The organism is Pseudomonas syringae CC1557 (assembly GCF_000452705.1).
Classification (GTDB): domain Bacteria; phylum Pseudomonadota; class Gammaproteobacteria; order Pseudomonadales; family Pseudomonadaceae; genus Aquipseudomonas; species Aquipseudomonas syringae_F.
This window is the reverse complement of sequence record NZ_CP007014.1, coordinates 1,340,123-1,358,809: the sequence shown is the minus strand read 5'-3', so window position 1 is coordinate 1,358,809 and position 18,687 is coordinate 1,340,123. Positions and strand designations below refer to the sequence as shown.

The 18,687-nt window shown below is 54.9% G+C and carries 14 protein-coding genes and 1 pseudogene; 11 read left to right on the top strand and 4 right to left on the bottom strand.

Annotation, left to right across the window (positions count from 1 at the left end):
* Window positions 1-28 precede the first annotated feature (28 nt).
* The 6 genes and pseudogenes from N018_RS06355 to N018_RS27955 all read left to right on the top strand — a co-directional run.
* Window positions 29-523 (top strand): three component ABC system middle component, encoded by a 495-nt coding sequence (locus tag N018_RS06355; protein WP_025389127.1) that lies wholly within the window; start codon window positions 29-31, stop codon window positions 521-523.
* Window positions 523-2,508 carry a DUF3732 domain-containing protein gene (locus tag N018_RS06350; protein ID WP_025389126.1) on the top strand — a complete coding sequence of 662 codons (1,986 nt, stop codon included), beginning with the start codon at window positions 523-525 and terminating at the stop codon, window positions 2,506-2,508. The genes N018_RS06355 and N018_RS06350 overlap by 1 nt, the downstream gene beginning before the upstream one ends.
* 292 nt (window positions 2,509-2,800) lie before the next feature.
* Window positions 2,801-3,958: an ATP-binding protein gene (locus N018_RS06345; RefSeq protein ID WP_025389125.1), complete on the top strand. Its 1,158-nt coding sequence runs from the start codon at window positions 2,801-2,803 to the stop codon at window positions 3,956-3,958.
* Between the two features lies 1 nt (window position 3,959).
* The gene (locus N018_RS06340) at window positions 3,960-6,182 is read left to right on the top strand and encodes a hypothetical protein (protein ID WP_025389124.1); all 2,223 of its coding nucleotides are present in this window, start codon (window positions 3,960-3,962) and stop codon (window positions 6,180-6,182) included.
* A gap of 73 nt (window positions 6,183-6,255) precedes the next feature.
* Complete coding sequence (locus tag N018_RS06335) at window positions 6,256-7,128, top strand: hypothetical protein (RefSeq protein WP_025389123.1); 873 nt, start codon at window positions 6,256-6,258, stop codon at window positions 7,126-7,128.
* Between the two features lie 298 nt (window positions 7,129-7,426).
* A pseudogene (locus N018_RS27955) lies at window positions 7,427-7,612 on the top strand (AraC family transcriptional regulator); the annotation flags it as partial.
* Window positions 7,613-7,618: 6 nt separating this feature from the next.
* On the opposite strand, the gene N018_RS27950 reads toward N018_RS27955, so the two are convergent.
* A complete protein-coding gene (locus N018_RS27950) occupies window positions 7,619-9,052 on the bottom strand; it encodes a hypothetical protein (RefSeq protein WP_025389122.1) in 1,434 nt (477 codons plus the stop codon).
* Between the two features lie 476 nt (window positions 9,053-9,528).
* On the opposite strand from N018_RS27950, the gene N018_RS06325 reads away from it, so the two are divergent.
* Window positions 9,529-11,649 (top strand): alpha/beta hydrolase domain-containing protein, encoded by a 2,121-nt coding sequence (locus N018_RS06325; RefSeq protein WP_025389121.1) that lies wholly within the window; start codon window positions 9,529-9,531, stop codon window positions 11,647-11,649.
* A gap of 173 nt (window positions 11,650-11,822) precedes the next feature.
* On the opposite strand, the gene N018_RS06320 is transcribed toward N018_RS06325, so the two are convergent.
* Complete coding sequence (locus tag N018_RS06320; RefSeq protein WP_025389120.1) at window positions 11,823-12,716, bottom strand: LysR family transcriptional regulator; 894 nt, start codon at window positions 12,714-12,716, stop codon at window positions 11,823-11,825.
* A 131-nt stretch (window positions 12,717-12,847) separates the two neighbouring features.
* Between N018_RS06320 and N018_RS06315 the strand changes: the two genes are divergently transcribed.
* The 3 genes from N018_RS06315 to N018_RS06305 are packed head-to-tail and all read left to right on the top strand — an operon-like array spanning window position 12,848 to window position 15,819.
* Window positions 12,848-14,140: a CitMHS family transporter gene (locus N018_RS06315; RefSeq protein WP_025389119.1), complete on the top strand. Its 1,293-nt coding sequence runs from the start codon at window positions 12,848-12,850 to the stop codon at window positions 14,138-14,140.
* A complete protein-coding gene (locus tag N018_RS06310) occupies window positions 14,141-15,505 on the top strand; it encodes an acyclic terpene utilization AtuA family protein (RefSeq protein WP_025389118.1) in 1,365 nt (454 codons plus the stop codon).
* A complete protein-coding gene (locus N018_RS06305; RefSeq protein WP_025389117.1) occupies window positions 15,502-15,819 on the top strand; it encodes an AtuA-related protein in 318 nt (105 codons plus the stop codon). Before N018_RS06310 ends, N018_RS06305 begins: the two co-directional genes overlap by 4 nt.
* 251 nt (window positions 15,820-16,070) lie before the next feature.
* Here the strand turns inward: N018_RS06305 and N018_RS06300 are convergent, their stop codons facing one another.
* Window positions 16,071-16,646 carry a DUF1349 domain-containing protein gene (locus N018_RS06300; protein WP_025389116.1) on the bottom strand — a complete coding sequence of 192 codons (576 nt, stop codon included), beginning with the start codon at window positions 16,644-16,646 and terminating at the stop codon, window positions 16,071-16,073.
* A 164-nt stretch (window positions 16,647-16,810) separates the two neighbouring features.
* Here N018_RS06300 and N018_RS06295 point away from each other — a divergent pair, with 164 nt between their 5' ends.
* Window positions 16,811-17,545: an SDR family NAD(P)-dependent oxidoreductase gene (locus N018_RS06295; protein ID WP_025389115.1), complete on the top strand. Its 735-nt coding sequence runs from the start codon at window positions 16,811-16,813 to the stop codon at window positions 17,543-17,545.
* A gap of 1 nt (window position 17,546) precedes the next feature.
* On the opposite strand, the gene N018_RS06290 is transcribed toward N018_RS06295, so the two are convergent.
* The gene (locus tag N018_RS06290) at window positions 17,547-18,425 is read right to left on the bottom strand and encodes a carboxylate/amino acid/amine transporter (RefSeq protein ID WP_025389114.1); all 879 of its coding nucleotides are present in this window, start codon (window positions 18,423-18,425) and stop codon (window positions 17,547-17,549) included.
* Between the last annotated feature and the right edge of the window lie 262 nt (window positions 18,426-18,687).

Below are 18,687 nucleotides of genomic sequence, written 5' to 3'. Positions count from 1 at the left end.
ACAAAGGAAAACAAGATGGAGCTCAAGGATGCGGCCTAATCAAGACCTCGACGAAATTTACTTGATGCAGAATCCTGCTTTAGGTGCTTCGCTAGTTTGGCGATTTGCAGAAGGTTATGCCCCAAAAGGTAACAGCGCACTTCCTTGCATGCCTTTGCTCTTCGTAGTGCTACCAATTTTATACCACCAAGAACTTCGAGAGGCGGCCAAGTCGACTTTCCCCTCCTCGGGGTTGCGCGTATTTGCAGGAAAGTTTAAGGGGGAGCAGGAAATTCTATACGGCATTCAAGGACGAATATTAAAGCTCAAAGAGGTGACTTTAGCCTCGATTTCCATTGCTATCCAATGTGGATTTATTTCTCTCAATACAGCGACCGCTGAGGTAGCGAGCTTAAGATCCAAAGCACCTAACGACCTAAACGAAAAAATCAAAGAAATGCTTAGATCTTCTGAAAAGCTAGGTCAATGGTGCAAAAATCTGACGATACAGGAAGTTCAAGCAATTCTAAGGATTAAGCTGTAATGAAACTACAAATTCGCAAGCTCATCCTTTGGCCAAAAAACGGCGGAGCCTATAGAGAACTTGAGTTCGAGCCGGGTAAGGTCAACATCATCAGCGGCTCGTCAAAAGCAGGCAAGTCAGCGGTCATCCCTATAATCGATTATTGCCTAGGCTCCGAGCGCTGTGCCATCCCGGTAGGTACCATCCGTAAGACCTGTAAGTGGTTCGGGATCCTCATTGACACTGACGAGGGTCAAAAGCTTCTCGCCAGAATTGAACCTGGTAACCAACGCTCCACAGATGACATGTTCGTCATTGAGGGGCATTCAATCGAAATTCCTGAAGCGATTGACAGCAAAAACACCAATCGTGACAACGTGAAGGAAATTTTCAATCGATTGTCAGGCTTGCCCAACCTCGGCTTCGGCGATGACCCGGCTGAGTTCGGCTTCAAAAATCGACCAAGCTTTCGCGATTTGATGGCATTTACTTTCCAACCCCAGAATATCGTAGCGAACCCTGACGTCCTTTTTTACAAGGCGGATAGCTATGGTAACCGTGAAAAGCTGAAAAGTATTTTCCCGTTCATTCTTGGGGCAATCGACTCAAAGTTATTAGTAGTTGTCTGGGAGCTTAAAGAGCTAAGGAAACAGCTCAAAACGCTGCAAGGCGAGCTAACGGCGATTGAAACGGTGTCGAAGCAGTGGAAAGCTGAAGCGAACGTCTGGTTTTACCGCTCCCGGGAATACGGATTAGTGGACGCAACCGTCCAGCCCCAGCGTGACTGGTCAGATCTTCTTATGCAGTTGAAGGGAATCGCCCAAAAATCGTCCCGTGATGCTGTCATTACCCCCGCTGCTGCCGAGTCATCATCAGAAGTTCTCACAGTGCTGCGGGAGCGCGAGACGCTAATTGGTGACAATATCTTCATCGCCAAGCAAAAGCTGGAAGATCTCAAGGAAATTAAAGCTGAGGCGAAACATTATTCCTCTTCGCTTGAAAAAATCGGGCAGCGCCTCTCTCTGTCTACATGGCTCAAAGAACTCGCTGATAATAGCTCGGACACGAATCCCCTGGTGTTTCCCACTCTTACTCCATCAAGCCAGCTCACTGAACTGTGCAATGCCCTAAAGGAGATTGAGAAAGTGGCCAGTTCGACACCAAAAGTGTCGGCATCTGTTGAGAGCGAAATCGTTCGGATTCGAAACCTCATCCGTCAGGACAGCGATACGCTAACTGCTATCAGGACAGAGATTAAAGGCATCGAAACCCGCGACGAACTTATCACCAAACACTCATTGCGCATGACCGAAATCGACCAGTTTCTGGGCAGCATGCAGCAGTCCATCAAGACCTACACGGAGGCACTCAAAGACTCGACGCTCACAGAGAGAGTGAAAGCTCTTGAGGAGCGCATCACGTTGTTGGAGCCCCAAGTCTCGGACGGGACAGTAAAACTGAAAACTACGCAAATCCTAGAAGAGATCAGCAAGATCTGCGCGCTGATCACTCCCCACCTTGATGCGGAGTGGGCCGACGCGAAGATCACTCTGTCCATCGCTGACCTGGCAATCAAGGTAAGACATGACGGGCGCGACGATTTCCTTTGGGAGGTAGGGAGCGGAGCCAACTGGCTGGCGTATCACATCGCCATGCTGCTCGCACTCCAACTCTATTTCTTAAAGAAACCGGATCACTCGGTTCCCCATCTGTTGATCTTCGACCAGCCTAGCCAGGTCTACTTCCCCGTTAAAAGTGCGGTACGCAGAGAACAAGCCGTCGACGACGGCGGTGACATTGAACCTATCCTTGACGATGAAGATCGCGATGCAGTTCGTAAGGTGTTTAGTGTACTTGCCAGAGGAGTCAAGAAAGCTAAAGGCCGCCTACAAATCATTGTCCTCGACCACGCAGGCAGCGAAGTTTGGGAGGGCATTGAAGGTGTGAGCTTGGCCGAGGAGTGGCGGGATGGAGAAAAACTAGTGCCGCCACGCTTCGAGGGTTGAAGCCGGAAGACCATTGGTTAGAGCATGCTCGTTTACACGGGTGCGCAAATTTTGAATTGAGAAGGTGTAAAGCGGCCCTGAAGGGAGCGAGCCGCATCCTTCTGGATCCAGGCATTCCTAGCAGCGTCCTGGAGATTCTGATTACGCTGGGGCAGGCGTGATCTAATCCCAAGTATTAAGGCCGGCTGAAGCCTAAATCGCCTATCGCTCCAATGAGGCTGGCGATATGATTTGACTGGGTGTATCCAGAAATCTGGTTCAGCACTCGTACGACGGACTGTTTGAGGCGCTGATGAAAATCGCAAAGAATCTGAATACATACGAAATCGAAGACCTATATCCGCTTTGCCAAGAGGATTCGTCCCTGCGTCTCCCAAAAACCATGAGTCACGGCGGCTTATTTGGGGTTGATGCGGCGCTTGCCCAGTTGGTGATCAGTTGGGCCCGCGCGCATGAGCAAAGCGTCTTACACCTGTATGCGGGTGCTGATAGCGCTCCTGATCGGATTATGCAACTCGGCCAGACTGCCGCTGGTCTCGCGGCTTTAATTATGTCTTCTCGCATCGAGACCGAGGCGCATGAAACGATAGAAAAGCGCGCAGCGCTTACTGTGATCAGGCCCTTGATCGAAGCAATGTACGACGGCGACCTTCGTAACACCTCTAGCGAACGAGGAGCGCGCCCTACCGCCATTAACCTCTTCAGCATTAATTTCGCGAAGATGGAGTTCATCAAGCCCTTCTACTACGGAGCGACGAACCCTCAGATTCACTCCCACTCCTCATTCGCAAGCCTCTTGGAAATGTCATCCGCGCTGATGCATAGCAAGCAGGACAAGAGATCACTTTATAAGGGCGGTCTACCTGCTCTGGGCAGTGTGCTTGCCGAACTGATCGCCAACGCAGATCAGCACTCAGTCACGGATGTGCATGGAGTGAAGTACAAGAAGGGTCTCAGAGGCACTTCAGTAAAATCCGGGAGGATCAAGAAGGAAGACATCCATTTGGTTTCGGACAAGGAGCCGCAGTTTGCCCTGTTCGTGATAAGAAACATGCTTAAGGACGCGGATTATCTCGAATTCATTGAGATCTCAGTCATCGACAGCGGCCCAGGCCTAGCACGACGCTGGCTCTCGGCTAAACAAGGCGTTCCCGTCGAGGCTCTCAACGATCTCCCCTTGGCAGTGGAGCTCGAGGCAACCTTGGAATGCTTCAAAAAACATGTCACGACCAAAGCTTCCGTGACCTCTGGTATGGGCCTGCACAATGCAGTCCAGGCGCTGAACAAGTTGAAGGCATACGTACGTCTCCGCACTGGAAGGGTTTGCCTGTATCAGGCATTTCAAGGCCAAGACCAAGTTGTAGAGTTTAACCCCAAAAATTGGAGCGGTGACCGTGAGCTGGTTGCAGCTGAAGGCACTATATTCACCATCTGCATTCCGGTGAACTGAGATGCCTGACTTGTTCGATTTTGAAGTGACCCTGACGCCTTCCCCTGCCGCTGAACCAGCGCACGTGGTGGTTTTTTTCATCGGGCCAGAACGAATCACAGATGCTCATATCACCGAAGCCCTGCAAAATAGGCTAAACGACTACATCCTACCGGATCATGTAACTTTCTTAGTGCCCGATTGTCATCGAGCATGGATCAAGGAACAGTGTGCTGACAAGTCGTCTGCTGTAGCGATTGCTCTGGAGCGACGCTCCAACGGCGGGACACCATCTTATGGATTCTCCTTTTTCAACGAGCACGGAGAAATCTCAAAGTACGTAAAAGTCGCCGGCGCCGACAAAGGCATCGGCAAACTCATCACCCGAGCCACCGAGAATTTTGTCCAAGCTGGAATGCGGAAGCTCGTCAAATGTACAGCTGTGTTGACAAAAGCACCGGCGGGCTTCTTGTTCTCTAAACCCTCCTCACGCGCTTCCAACTATTTCATCCGCGCGGAGAACCTGCTTACTGAAATGCTGCACTCACACTTCTTGGCGTTCTGCTGCCTCAAAGTGATCAAAGATGCCTCCGGCGACGGCATGCGTGAGCCTGAGACAATTTACCTGGACACGATGGCGTTCCTGCCAGTGGCACTCTCAATCCAGCTGTTCCAAACGAAATTCGGCAACCAAACGATCTTCAGCATCAAGTCATTTCACTCACACGATGGTTTGAACGACGGTAGCCTGGTCGATGCTGCCGCATCACTATGCCTGATCTCGGCATCCACCAACTGTGGACTCGCCAAGGAGTGGGTTAAGGTCAACGGCGCTCCACCCACCCGAGTCGCAACTTTTCTGTCGTTCATCAAACAATCTGATTCGTGCACCGTACTCCATGCTATTGAGAAACCTGAGGATTTCGAATCTGTAACCGAGAGTGAGTCAACCGACGGTCGTAAGCTTATTCGCATCCATGGCGAACGATTTATTGCACAGCACACCGAAACCCGGGTGCTGAACATTGGTATGGGGCATCTGCCAGAAGGGCTTCAAACCAAGTTCTTCTCGTTCATGGGCAAAGGTTTGTTCACGTGCTTCAGCCAAATTCCCGAAAGAGAACGCTACAGAACTGTCCAAGTAGACAAGGACAAACTTGTCCGTACTGGAGATTTCGAAAAGTGGTTCAAGAAAATGCTCTTGGAGGAGTCTCCTGCCTCAACGTCGCTCATCATCCATGACAACGATGGTGCCAGTAAGAAGATGGCCATGGACGCCTTGGCCTTCCTTGAGGCCAAGGGTCTTAAATGTGAGGTAGTAAGCGCTTCAGCCTTCGATCCTAAGACCAGATTCAACGGGTCGGTGATCATCGTTGCCGCTGCTGCAGAACGAGGCACATTGCTCCTGAGCATCAGTCGCCGCCTCAGGTCTACCCAAGAGTCCGGCACACGGGTTTACCTTGTAGGCGCTCTCTTAGGCCGTTCGTATGAATTGATGGCAGAGCTTGCTTCGAACCTCACGCAGCCGCCAAAAGGCAGTCGAAAATACGTGTTCAAACCCTTCATCGAGATCCCGGCCTCTAGCTTGGCTTGCAACAACCACTGGCACCAAGAACATAAGCTACTTAGCCGCTTGCTCACTTTTGAAGAAGCAGACGTATCGGATGTCATGAAAGCACGCATCCAGGCTTTCGATAAATCGACTACAGAGGGACTTTCAAACGATGCATTCTGGCCGAGCAGCTATCAGCCTGGACAAATGAAGCTGACAAAAGGCTTCGCGTTTGTGAGTGGGGACAGCGATGTCACGGTGGCCGCGTGCACTGATATCTTCCTGACGATTCTGTGGATTCTGCAGAACGCCCGCGAAAGCGCCAAAATTGATCAATCTAAACGATTGGAGTCGGGTGAGCTTCAACAGGTACTGCTCTCTCCCGAGATCTTCTCTCGCTACGACGACGGGATCATCCAAGGAGCGTTTCTCAGAGCTGCGCTGCCCACCGAGCTTGATTACAGCGCCCATGAAACTCACAGCGCATCTATGGCCGACATCATCCTGCGCGTTGTTCGGGGCCATGGGTTTGAGCGGGGTGATGCCTCCATGGAGTTCATCACTGCACTAGCCATTGGTAAAATCCGGCTTCACAAAGAGGTGGGTGAGAAGCTTCGAAACAATATCAAAATAGCTCTCAAGGACCACACCGATGCGATTAAGATTCTCTTTGGAGAGGAATCGCCCTTCTAAGCATAATCGAATATCGTCATCCATAAACAACGAGTCCCAAAAATCTCTTAAAATTAGCCTGGATGTAAAACTGATGGATCAGAGAGAAACTGAATCAAAGCGCCTCAGAAGACTGAAGAAAGATTTGATAGAGGCTATTCCCAGATTCCCTAATAACAAAACAACCCTGCTGGCACTTCAGGCAATGAATCTCACTGATTTACTGGTTGTTTTTCTCAACTGGAAGGTAAGGCTGGTTGGGAGTAGGCCTCGTCGCGTCAAACAAGCTGACATCCTAAACTTCGACTCTAGAGCTGCAGCCCTCAGACCAAACATCGAAGCATTTCTCGATGCAGTGAGATCAGGAGGCGATCTAACCCATTATCTGTCTCTGTCTGCAAAATCTGAAGGGTTTACACCCGCTGACCGAAATCACCCGAAGGGGTTGTGGGCAGACAAAGATTTTCTGCTGAATATTATGGGATTTCATCATTTCCATCTGGGCTTGGCAAAAGAACCAGCAGGGCACTATAAACGCACAGACGATGTTCTCTTTGCGCTGGTAAGCAGGGAAGAGTTTGAGGTCATTGGGCTCTTCACTCACGATGCATTTGAACATGATGACAACGGAGAAATGACCTTGGAGAGACGCAGCCTATGGGCTGCACACGAGAAAAGACTCTCTCAAGGACGTTTGCCAGGTGAGACCTATATCGGTGGCATGGCTGGCATGGGGGTGACTGGATCCTGTGCACCAGTGGCGATTGTTAACATGGCTTTCGATTATATCCGGAGGATAAAGCATTACGAAAAGAGCCTGGTGGACTTTGAATTTGCTAAGACGCTTTACAGCGAAGGTAACATTCCAGCCAAGTCAAAATTTGTCTGGTCGTTTGATCACCTTGACCTAGTGCTACTAGACGAAGGCGCAGGGCAGCTGGTTAGGATTGCTAAAGGACCAAACTAGAAGTGGGTACCACTCGCAGAGGTTTAGCTAAGGCAATATTTGCCTAAGACGTTATGCGGCGATGATAGGGTATCGACGATCTATTGCCCGAAACCAAGGTTGGAGGATGGCCAGGCATTTACGCCGCATTGTATTGGCGGGACGTAACGGGCTGCATAACCTCTGTAACCGTCCGGCCAACACACCTTCCTGACACCGTCGCTTGAGGCGATGGTGTCCACCTAAATTTAAGTGGACACCATGTCTTGTCTTTGCGGGGTTGGGTAAATGACTTGGCCGGACGGTTACCGACGAAGTCGCACCGCCGGTGATATGCCTGGTGCCGCCGAGCATCGTGCTGGTGGCCCAAGGGGCCAAGCAGATGTGGGCGGGCGGCGAGGGTTTCCCCTACGACACGGGCCGTTTTCTGGTGACGTCGCTGGACCTGCCGGCCAACTCCGAAGTCACCCTGGCCATCCCGGAGCAGCCTTGCCTGGGCCTGAGCGCGACATCATGGCCTTGCGGGAGCGGGCGCTGGTGTCCTGACGCCGGGCGAGAGCGCCGCTACCTCACTGAACACCACCCCCATCTCGGTCAGCAACTCGGCGCGGGTGGCGGCCGAAGAGTCGCGGTAACCGCTCAGGTCACGGTATGCCGTCAGCGCCTGGGTTGTGGCCAGATCCCTTGTCCCTTGGCGCCATAGCCAGGGCAGCAACTGCAACCGTGCCTTGATCCGGTCAGAGGGGCGGTCGGCCGGCAGATGGTCGATCATGGCCACCGCTTGGGGCAGCAGTGCTGGCTCGGGCTGTTTCAGGCCCGCTTGCCGGGCCAGGTCCAGAAGCTTGACCAGGGTGCTGATGTCTTCAAGGCTGCGCGGCGTGCCGGCGGCGGGTTCCAGGGCCTGGAATGCCTGCCGGTAGCTGGCGCTGAAGTCTTGGTGGGCTTGCCACTGCAGTTGAGCCACCTGCTGCCAGGCGCTGGCCTGTTCCAGCGCAGATTGCTTGATCGGGCGTTCAGCTAAATAGCGCGCGGTGGGCAGGTCATTACGCTCGCTGGCATCCTTGATGAGCTTTGGCCACAGGCGGGCGCCGTAATGGGTATTGCCGTCCTGGGGCGCGGCGGCGAGCAGCGCATAGGCTTGGTCCGGGACGCCAGTGATAGCCAGGCGGGTCATGTTCAGATAGGGCGTCAAGGGCTCTGGCAGCGAGGCTCTGCCGGCCTTGAGCGCCAGCAGGTTGAGCTGGCTGAGGACGTAGCCTTTGCGCGAGTCGCGCAGTTGACCGGTGGCCTCGATCCCTTGGTCGATAAAACCCAGAGCTTGGGTCTTGTCGCCCATTTTCAAGGCCAGCTCGGCCAGGCCGAGCCAGTTGAAGGCGGCATTTTCCCGCTCGCGCGCAAGGGCCTGGGTCACCGGGCTGATCATCCAACTGCGGGTATGCTGCGGGCTGCGCTGCATCGCGTAGATCATCCGGTCGTAACTGTCGAGCTTGTGCGCATACTCCAGCGCCAAAGCAAGCAAGGCACGGGCCTGAGTTTCGTCGCCCGCGCCGCAGTAGTGCAGTGCCAGCCACATGAAGGCCCCGGTGCTGGCGGTGCTGTCGCGCTCGGCCTGTTGCCGGGCAATGTCCAGCGCCTGACCCAGCAACGCTTCACGGCGCGCCGCGCTTACCTGTGGCAGCTCTGCCACTTCCACCAGCCGATAGGGCTGCGAGCCAGCATAAAGACCGGCGATGGTCTTGAGGGCGTCATCGACAAAACCGGCCCTGGCCTGGACCAGCGGCAGTGATGAATCGATATTTTTCTCCTGGCCGGCCTCAAGCAGGACGGCACGGGCCGCCTGATGCCAGTCGTGGCGGGCGATCAGGGTCTCGGCATTGCTGGCATGGGCAAGCAGTGGCAGGCAGGTGAGCAGCAGGGTGGTCAGCGTCCGTGCGAGGGTGTTCAATAGCGGGTCTCCGAAGGTTTAACGAGTAGATTGGCAGGCTAGGTTTTGTACGTAAAGTGCCTGCGCTCGGTCATGCTGCGTTAAAAACCGGCTCGGAATGCTCATTTACTCCAGTAAAGTCGGCCGCGACTCCGACCGTTCCTCGCCTGTTTTTGCCTTGCCTGACCTTCGCTCGCTGACTTTTCGTACAGAACCTAAATCCTTAGCCTCTAAGACGCCTGGCGTGGTCGTGTCCGGGATCAGTTGACCACTACATTCAGGCTCAGCGCGTAATCCTGGAATAGGCCATAGGTACATTCCTCACATGGCATGACCTCCTGAATGCTGAAACTGGCAAGCTGTGCTCTCGGAACGCTTACGAATTCATAATAACTGAGCTAACTGCGGGCTATGCTTGAAGTCCTTTGATCTGTACAAGTCATTGCTATCAGAGCATCAAAAACCATCCATAAAAAAATGACAACTTGGGGGTAAAGATGAATCGCCTATTTCATGCTGCAGTGCTTGTAAGCACCATGATGATCGTTGCAGCACCCGCCCAAGCCCGTATTACACAATTGGAGATCCTGCGGACCGAACCCGCTTTCGGAGGCGAAAGCTTCGGGAATACAGGAACTTACGAACGCGTCTTTGCGCGCGCTCATGGTGAATTAGACCCAGGCGCTTCTGAAAACAAGATTATTCAAGACATCGAACTTGCACCCCGTAACGGTCGTGGGATGGTTGAATACACAACTGATGTTGCAATCCTGCGTCCCGCTGATGTGGCTAAATCGAATGACATTCTTCTGTTTGACGTGCCAAATCGAGGCTCTAAGCGCGCGATGTTGTTGTTCAATGCTGATATGCGGGGTGGTCCAGCAGCGTTCAACAACTTCGAAGTCGCTGGGGACGGTTTTCTGCAGCGTCTGGGGACGACGCTGATCGCCTTTGCCTGGCAGGGAGATGTTGCCCCGGGTGACAACCGCATGATGGTGCAATTGCCGACGGCAATAAATACTGATGGGTCGCCGGTAACAGGTGTAGTGCGGAGTGAGTTGACCACGCTCTCACCGAACGTCAGCCTTAACCTGTCTGCAGGTTGGTTCACCTCCACGCCGCCTCACACAAGCTACAAATCGGTTGAAACCGACAATACCAAAGTGCTCTCGAATGGCTTTCGTCCGACATTGACGGTACGTTCGCGGGCAAATGCGCCCAGGCAGGAAATTCCAGTGAATGACTGGAGTTTTGGCGATTGCAATACGCCGAGCGAAACCCAGATATGCCTACCCGCTGGTTTTCAGCCCGGCAAGCTTTACGAGCTGATTTACCGGGCCAAGGAGCCGATGGTAATGGGTATTGGTTTTGCTATCGCACGGGATGTTGGTGCTTTTTTCCAACAGGCTGAGCATGACGATACAGGTGTGCCCAACCCCGTAGTGCATGGGCCTAAGGTCAAGTCGATTATCACTGGCTCATCACAAGCTGGGCGATTCATTCGCAGCATGATCGCGCTTGGTTTCAACCGCAGCGAGGAAGGTCACCGGGTCTACGATGGTGCGATGCCACATATTGGTGGCGGCCTGATGCCGCTCAACATCCGATTTGCTCAACCTGGTCGGGCGTGGGGCCAGCAGGTCGATCATGACTACCCTGCTTACGATTTTCCGTTTACCTATGGCCGGGAAACCGATCCTGTTACTGGACGCTCGCAGGGTTTGCTGGATCGCTGCAACGATAACAATACTTGCCCTCTGATATTCCACATGGCAACGGCCCTCGAGCTTTGGGAAGGACGCCAGTCGCTTGGCCTTACCGATCCACTCGGCTTGCGCGATGCACCTGAACCGGAAAACGTCCGCACTTTTATTATGGCAAGTACGCAGCATGCACCGCCGTCTTTGCCACTCCCGGCTAACCCACCCTTTGGGCTTTGCCAGGTTCAATCAAATCCAAATCCACACACCTGGACAATGCGCGCAGCGTTCATCAATCTCGTTGACTGGGTTCGTGATGAGACAACGCCCCCAGCTTCGATAAAGCCTTCTGTGGCGGACGGCACCCTCGTGCCGGCGGACAGGGTGAGTTTCCCGCTCATCCCCGCGACCAATTATGCTGGTGTTTCGCGCCCCGCGCTCCGCTACACCGGTGCTGTGAATAGTCTACAGGTGCTTGATTTTGGTCCTGATTTCCGTCCCGAAGACAGCTCTGGCATTCTTACAAACGAGCCGCCGAAATCGGGGACTGGTAGCTACGGCCTCCTGGTACCTCAGGTGGATGCAGACGGAATTGATATTGGTGGCGTTCGGGATGTGTATCTGGGTGCTCCCATCGGGACTTACACGGGTTGGAACACCTTTCGGCCCGAGTTTTTTGATGGCGGCTTTTGTAACTTCCAAGGCAGCTTCCTCCCGTTTGCCGCGACGAAGAAAGAGCGAATCGTGGCCGGAGATCCTCGCCTTTCCCTGGAGGAACGCTACCCCACGAAGGAGGCTTATGTATCTGCTGTGAGTAAAGCTGCAGACTCGCTGGTTGAAGCGCGGATGCTGCTTCCCGAAGATCGTGAGCGGCTTGTAAAGGAAGCACAGGAGAAAGGTGTGCGTGCAGGGCCTTGAGCAGAGGTGATCATTCCCTCGAAAAGAGTCATCTTAAGCCTGGCCGCTTTGATTGACCTCCATGCCATGTCTGGCAAAAAATGCCCTGGAGCCCTCATGACTTAGGGCTTTGGGCTTTTTAAGGTCATACGAAGCTGAGTCACTTCAAACCGAAAGAAAACTCTACAAACCAATCACAATCCGTGGGCAGTCTGCAGATCCTCCAGCAAGTGGATGAACTCAAGGGTGGGCGGAGCCATTGTTTGCTCCGCGCGGGTTATAAGCCCGATTTGACGCAAAACACCTGGATGATCGACTGCTATCTTGTTCAGGTCTCCCCGCCCATCGTCAGCCGACTCGGGAAGGAGAGTAATACCCTGCCCCTGCCTGACCAACGCCAGCACGGTCGACATGTAATTGGCTTCCAGGCCTGCTGACAAAGGCAAACACTCGTCGGCAAAAAGGCGCTCGACCAGATCGCGCACGCTGCTGTCCCTGCCTGTCAGGACCATTGGAAAATCGGTGAGCTCGCTTAGCTTCACTGCTTGACGCATCGCGAGCGGGTGACCTTTAGGCGTGAACAGGCATAGCCGATCCTCCAATATGGCTTGGAACTTCAGTCCATGAGTGGGCCGTGCCTGTACTCCCAATCCAAAATCCACCTCGCGCTCCATCACGAGCGAATCGATCCGCTGCGCGACGACATCTCGCAACCGTACCTCGACTCCGGGAAACCGCTCGCGAAATTTCTTCAGCACGCCGGGCAGCACTCCAGCACACAGCGATGGCAACGCAGCGATGGTGATTACGCCGCGACGTGAGGCGGCGATGTCTCGGGCAGCGTTAACAATATTGTCCAGATCCAGCAGCAGCTTCTCCATGGGTAAAAGTGCATTTTGGCCGGCACCGGTCAAGCACACGTGACGCGGGCTGCGCTCCAGCAATGCGACACCGAGCCAGTCCTCCAGCTGCTGGATTTGTACAGTCAGTGCCGAAGGCGACAAGTTCAGGGCAGCTGCCGCTTTGGAAAAGCTTCCCGTCTGAGCCACCGACAAGAAGGCGCGGATGTGTTGAATGGAGTTCTTCATTTTGTTTTTCCGAACGAGACCCGCTGAATATTTCAATTCACAGAGCATAGCTTCGTTGCTATTACTCTTGCAAAACAACAACAGAGTGTCTCGTCGCCATCGCGAACAGGGATGCCAAAGAGGATTCACTCATGCTCGCTACGCTCGGTGTAATCACCATTCTTTGTATGCTCGTCAGCATCATGAGCAAACGCATTTCCCCGTTGGTTGCGTTGATCGCCCTGCCGATCATCGCCGCGCTGCTGGGTGGCTTTGGTCTGCAAACCAGCGGATTCATCATCACAGGTATCAAGAACGTCGCCCCTGTAGTGGGGATGTTTGTGTTTGCCATCCTGTTCTTCGGCATCATGACAGACGCTGGCATGCTCGATCCCATCATTGATCGCATCCTCAAAAGGGTAGGCACACGGCCGACCCGTATCGTCATGGGCACCGCTCTGCTGGCGTTGCTGGTGCATCTGGACGGTTCCGGTGCAGTGACCTTTCTTGTGACGATTCCCGCGATGCTGCCGTTGTACACGCGGCTTGGCATGGATAAACGGATACTGGCTTGCGTCACGGCGATGGCTGCGGGTGTCAACTTTCTCCCTTGGACCGGCCCGGTACTGCGCTCTTCCGCCGCTCTTCATGTGCCCGTGTCAGATCTTTTTCAACCGCTTATTCCGGTGCAGATAGTCGGACTGATATTTGTCTTTGCCTGCGCTTATTTTCTGGGGCGGCGCGAGGAGCGACGCTTGGGCCTTGGCCCGAACAATCTCGATGTAAAGCCCCATCAGCGCTCGCTCAGTGAGGCCGAGCTTGAACTGCGCAAGCCGAGGTTGTTCTGGATCAACCTGCTGCTGACGCTGGTGGTGATGGGCGTGATGATCGCGGGGGTGGTAGATCCAGTAGTGATGTTCATGCTCGGTACTGTGTGTGCCTTGTGCCTCAACTACCCCAACGTGGACGCACAACGGGCACGAATCGACGCGCACGCCAAAACAGCCCTCACCATGGCCAGCATTTTGCTGGCTGCCGGAGTGTTCACAGGAATCATGCAAGGCACCGGGATGCTGAAGGCCATGGCAGAAGTTGCCGTGGGCCAGATTCCAGCCGGGCATGGGAAGCTGATCCCGGTAGTAGTGGGTTTCCTCTCAATGCCGTTGAGCCTGCTTTTCGATCCGGATTCTTTTTACTTCGGCATCATGCCCGTGGTCGCCGAAGTAGGCAGAGCGCTAGGTGTTGATCCGATACAGGTCGCGCAGGCGTCGCTGCTGGGTGTGCACACCACCGGCTTCCCGGTCAGCCCGTTGACGCCCGCGACCTTTCTGCTGGTCGGCCTGTGCAAGATCGAACTGGCCGACCACCAGCGCTTCACTATCCCTTTCCTGTTTGCGGCCTCGGTCATCATGACCCTGACCGCTATGGTCATTGGAGTTTTCTGAATGAAAACGATACGGATTGGTTCAGGGGCCGGCTATTCCGGCGACCGCATCGAGCCCGCGATAGAGTTGGCTGAGTATGGATATCTGGATTACCTGGTATTCGAATGCCTGGCGGAACGTACCATTGCACTGGCTCAGCAATCGAGGCTAATGGATCCCGACGCGGGGTACGATCCGTTGTTGAGTGAACGCATGCGCCGAGTCCTGCCTTTTGCAGGCAAAGGCGCTGACGGCACGCGCCGCCGCCTGCGAATAATCACCAATATGGGGGCAGCAAATCCGCTTGCCGCCGCTGGCGAAATACGCAGGATAGCGGCAGGGCTTGGTCTGACTGGTTTGAAAGTCGCAGCGCTGACCGGGGATGACGTGCTGGCATCACTGATGAAGGGACCCGATCAAACCCTCGACAACGGAAAATCCCTGAGATCCCTCGGCGACAGACTGATTTCGGCCAATGCCTACCTGGGCGCTGAAGGGATCGTACAAGCTCTGCACGCCGATGCTGACGTGATCGTTACCGGAAGAGTCGCTGATCCGTCGCTTTTTCTAGCACCGCAAATATTCGAGTTCGGCTGGGCCGAAGATGACTGGGCAGTGCTGGGTAGAGGAACACTGGTTGGGCATTTGCTCGAATGTGCAGGCCAAGTCAGCGGTGGATATTTCGCAGATCCAGGTGTTAAAGACGTCCCCGATCTTGATCGACTCGGCTTTCCGCTGGCTGAGATAGACGAGGCAGGCAACGCCATCATCAGCAAAGTAGCGGGCTCCGGTGGGCGCATTGATACCGCCACCTGCACCGAGCAAATGTTGTACGAAGTGCATGATCCTGCCGCCTACCTCACTCCTGATGTCAGCGCAGATTTCAGCCACGCTACCTTCGAATCAATAGCGAAGGACCAGGTACGGATTCAGGGTGCAGACGGACACGCACGTCCCGAAACGTTGAAGGTGTCGGTAGGATTTCTCGATGGCTGGATAGGCGAAGGACAAATGTCCTATGGCGGCCCCGGCGCAGTGGCTCGCGGACAGTTGGCGCAGGAGATTGTGCTCAAGCGACTGAAACTGACGGGCGTGAAGTGTGATGAGATCCGAACTGAACTGATCGGCATGAACGCCCTGCATGGAAGTGAACTGGGGAAGCGTGTCGAAGGAGAGCCCTGGGAGGTACGCCTCAGAGTCGCGGCTCGGTGCGTCGACAGAAACGATGCGGTGCGCGTCGGCAATGAGGTCGAAACCCTCTATACCAATGGTCCATACGGGGGCGGCGGCGCGAGCAAATCCGTCCGCCAGGTAGTCGCGGTGGCATCGCTATTTCTGCCAAGAGACGAAATTGCATTGCAGGTGCACATGGAGGATTTGGCATGAGCTCCACCAAATTGCGCGAAATCGCCCATACGCGTACCGGTGACAAGGGCGATATTTCCAATATCTCCATCATTGCCTTTCACATCGACGATTACCCGCGTTTGGCTGAGCGGCTGACAGTGGAGCGCGTGACCGAACACTTCGCACAGCTATTGGAGCCGCATGGGCCACCGATCAGGCGATACGAATTGCCAGGCGTCGGGGCGCTCAACTTCGTCCTGCCTGGCATCCTGCGCGGCGGAGTAACGCGCTCCCTGGCGCTTGATGCTCATGGCAAGGCGCTTGGGGCAGCACTGCTCGATCTCGTGTTGTGAACGCCAAGGTGCGCGATGTGCGCAATAGCGTGTGATGGATGGAGCACATCATGGGCTGTTCATCTTCAGGCTCTGTGGGCTGCCTGCACATAAACCATCCATCACCAGGTTCATCTCGGCCTGGAGCTGTTCATCGGCAACCTGTTGGGTGACAAGCTGGCGGACCGCACCTTGACGCCGTTATGTACGCCACTCAGCAGGATAGCGGTATCGCTTTTCAACTGGCCGGCAAGTGCCAGTTGAAGAGTGATTCAGGTCAGGTCGTGCAGATCCTTGCCCATCGCAGGCATGACCTCGAAGCGGGAAAACGCCACCTCCAGCCCTCCCCGCTCAGGGCTGCAACACATCGGCCCTACCGCATAACGTTCGCTCACTGGAAATGGCGCCAGACGCAGCAAGGGCCAACGCAGGCCATCGCTTGAATGCTGAATACGCATTACGCCCTTGGCAACGGTGACCCGTAGCCAGATTCCCAAAGCGGATTCATCGAAGGCCCCCGTGGCCCAATCCGATTGTCCGCAGGTTAAAACGCTGCCCAGCATCAGTGTCCCGTCGCTGACTTCAACGCCGGTTTTGACCCAGTTGCGCTCGTCGACCCGGACCATCAAACCCGCCTGATCATAAAGCGTCTTGAAATCGCCCTGCACATGCACTTGCGCGGTGAAGTCACCGCTCACCGATACCCCCAGAAAATGCCCGCTGTCGCGACAAAATCCATAATGGGTTTGCTGCCAGAAATCAGTTTCGGGGTCTGTGGTAACTGTCAGACGCGCTTCCGTCACGCTCCAGTGCCGGGGTTCGTTCAGCCAGATGCCTTTGTTGAACATGCTGCCTCCTGTAGGTGGGGTTGTTGCCGAGGGTAGGTCATTGGCTGGCAAACACAATACCCTCGGTCGGTCGATAAACCACGCAACACAATCACTGCGCCGTCATTGACACCCCGCCCGGCAAAAAACATCATGCCTCCAACCTCAAAAACCGGAACGCACTTATGGGCGACAAGAAAAAGCTGTTGCTGACTGGCGCAAGCCGGGGGATCGGTCATGCCACGGTCAAGCACTTCAATGCCGCTGGCTGGGAAGTGTTCACGGCGTCCAGACAGAGCTGGGTGGATGACTGTCCGTGGGCAGAAGGCCTGCTCAATCATATTCATCTGGATCTGGAAGACATCGATAGCGTCAGCGCGAGCATGGCGGCGATCAAGGACAAGCTTGGCGGGCGTCTGGATGCACTGGTGAACAACGCAGGCGTTTCACCGAAAACACCGGAAGGCGGCCGCATGGGCGTGCTGGAGTCGGATTACAGCACCTGGATCAAGGTGTTCAACGTCAACCTGTTCTCCACCGCGCTGCTGGCACGCGGCCTGTTTGACGAACTGAAAGCAGCCAAGGGCAGCATCATCAATGTCACCTCGATTGCAGGCTCGAAAGTGCATCCTTTTGCGGGGGTCGCCTACGCCACGTCCAAGGCAGCACTGTCTGCACTGACCCGAGAAATGGCTTTCGATTTCGGCCCGCACGGGATAAGGGTCAATGCCATTGCGCCGGGTGAAATCGATACGTCGATTCTGTCACCCGGCACCGCAGAGATTGTCGAGCGGCTGGTGCCGATGCACAGGCTGGGCAAGCCCGAGGAAGTCGCCTCGTTGATCTATTTCCTGTGTACCGCTGGCGCGTCCTACGTGAATGGCGCAGAAATTCACGTCAACGGCGGGCAACACGTCTGATTCAACGGGAGCCGGATACTGCTTCCGGCTTACTCCGAATACCCAGACGACTGATCCACACCGACGCCACGATCACCCCGCCGCCAATCAGCAGGCGGGTGAGGTCTTCGTGCTGGTTCCAGATCAGCAGGTTGATCAACAGCCCGAGCGGCACATGCAGGTTGTTCATCACAGCAAGGGTTCCGCCGTTGACCATGCACGCGCCCTTGTTCCACCAGTACATGCCCAGCGCCGTCGAACACAGGCCGAGGAACAGCAGCACGATCCATTGGGTCGGCGCTTCGGGCAGGTGCTGCGGATTGCCGAACATCAGGAATGCAGGCAGGACCACTGCCAGCGCGCCCAGATAGAAGTAGCCGAAACGACGATAGTGCGGCAGATCGCTGGGGTGCCACGCGACCAGATGTTTGTACAGCACCTGCCCGGCGGCGTAGGTGAAGTTGGCCAGTTGCAGCAGCAGGAAACCACCGAGAAAGTCGCCGTCCAGGCCGTCGTAGCGAATCACCCCCGCCCCCAGTACCGCGACCAGAGCTGCCAGCAGCGCCCATGGATTGAAGCGCCGGTTCAACGCATCTTCGATCAGCGTTATGTGCAAGGGCGTGAGGATGGTGAACAGCAGCACTTCCGGCACCGTCAGCACCCTGAAGCTCAGGTACAGGCAGACGTAAGTAACGCCGAATTGCAATGCGCCGATCAGCAGCATGCCGCGCATGAATCGCGGTTCGACCTGACGCCAGCGCGTCAGGGGAATGAACACCAGCCCGGCCAGCACCACGCGCACCAGTACCGCAAAGTAACTGTCGACGTGCCCGGCCAGATAGACACCGATCAGGCTGAACGAAAACGCCTGAATCAGTGTGACGAAAAGTAAATAACCCATGCCCGCCCCCCTTTTTTGAAGGGCGCGACCCTAACGGTTGTGTCACTCACTGTCCACTCGAAGGCCGCCGCTTTTTGACGCCAACCCGTCGCCGCGCCCCGCGTTACCCGTCACAAATATGACAGTCGCATTATTGACGTACATGTCGTCGGTTTCGACGAAAATATAGCCTATATCGGCAACTTTTCCACAGAAAAAGGTCTTATCATCCCGACGCTGCAATATTGACTCAATTCATCCACATTCGTCGTCGCCTGGAGTA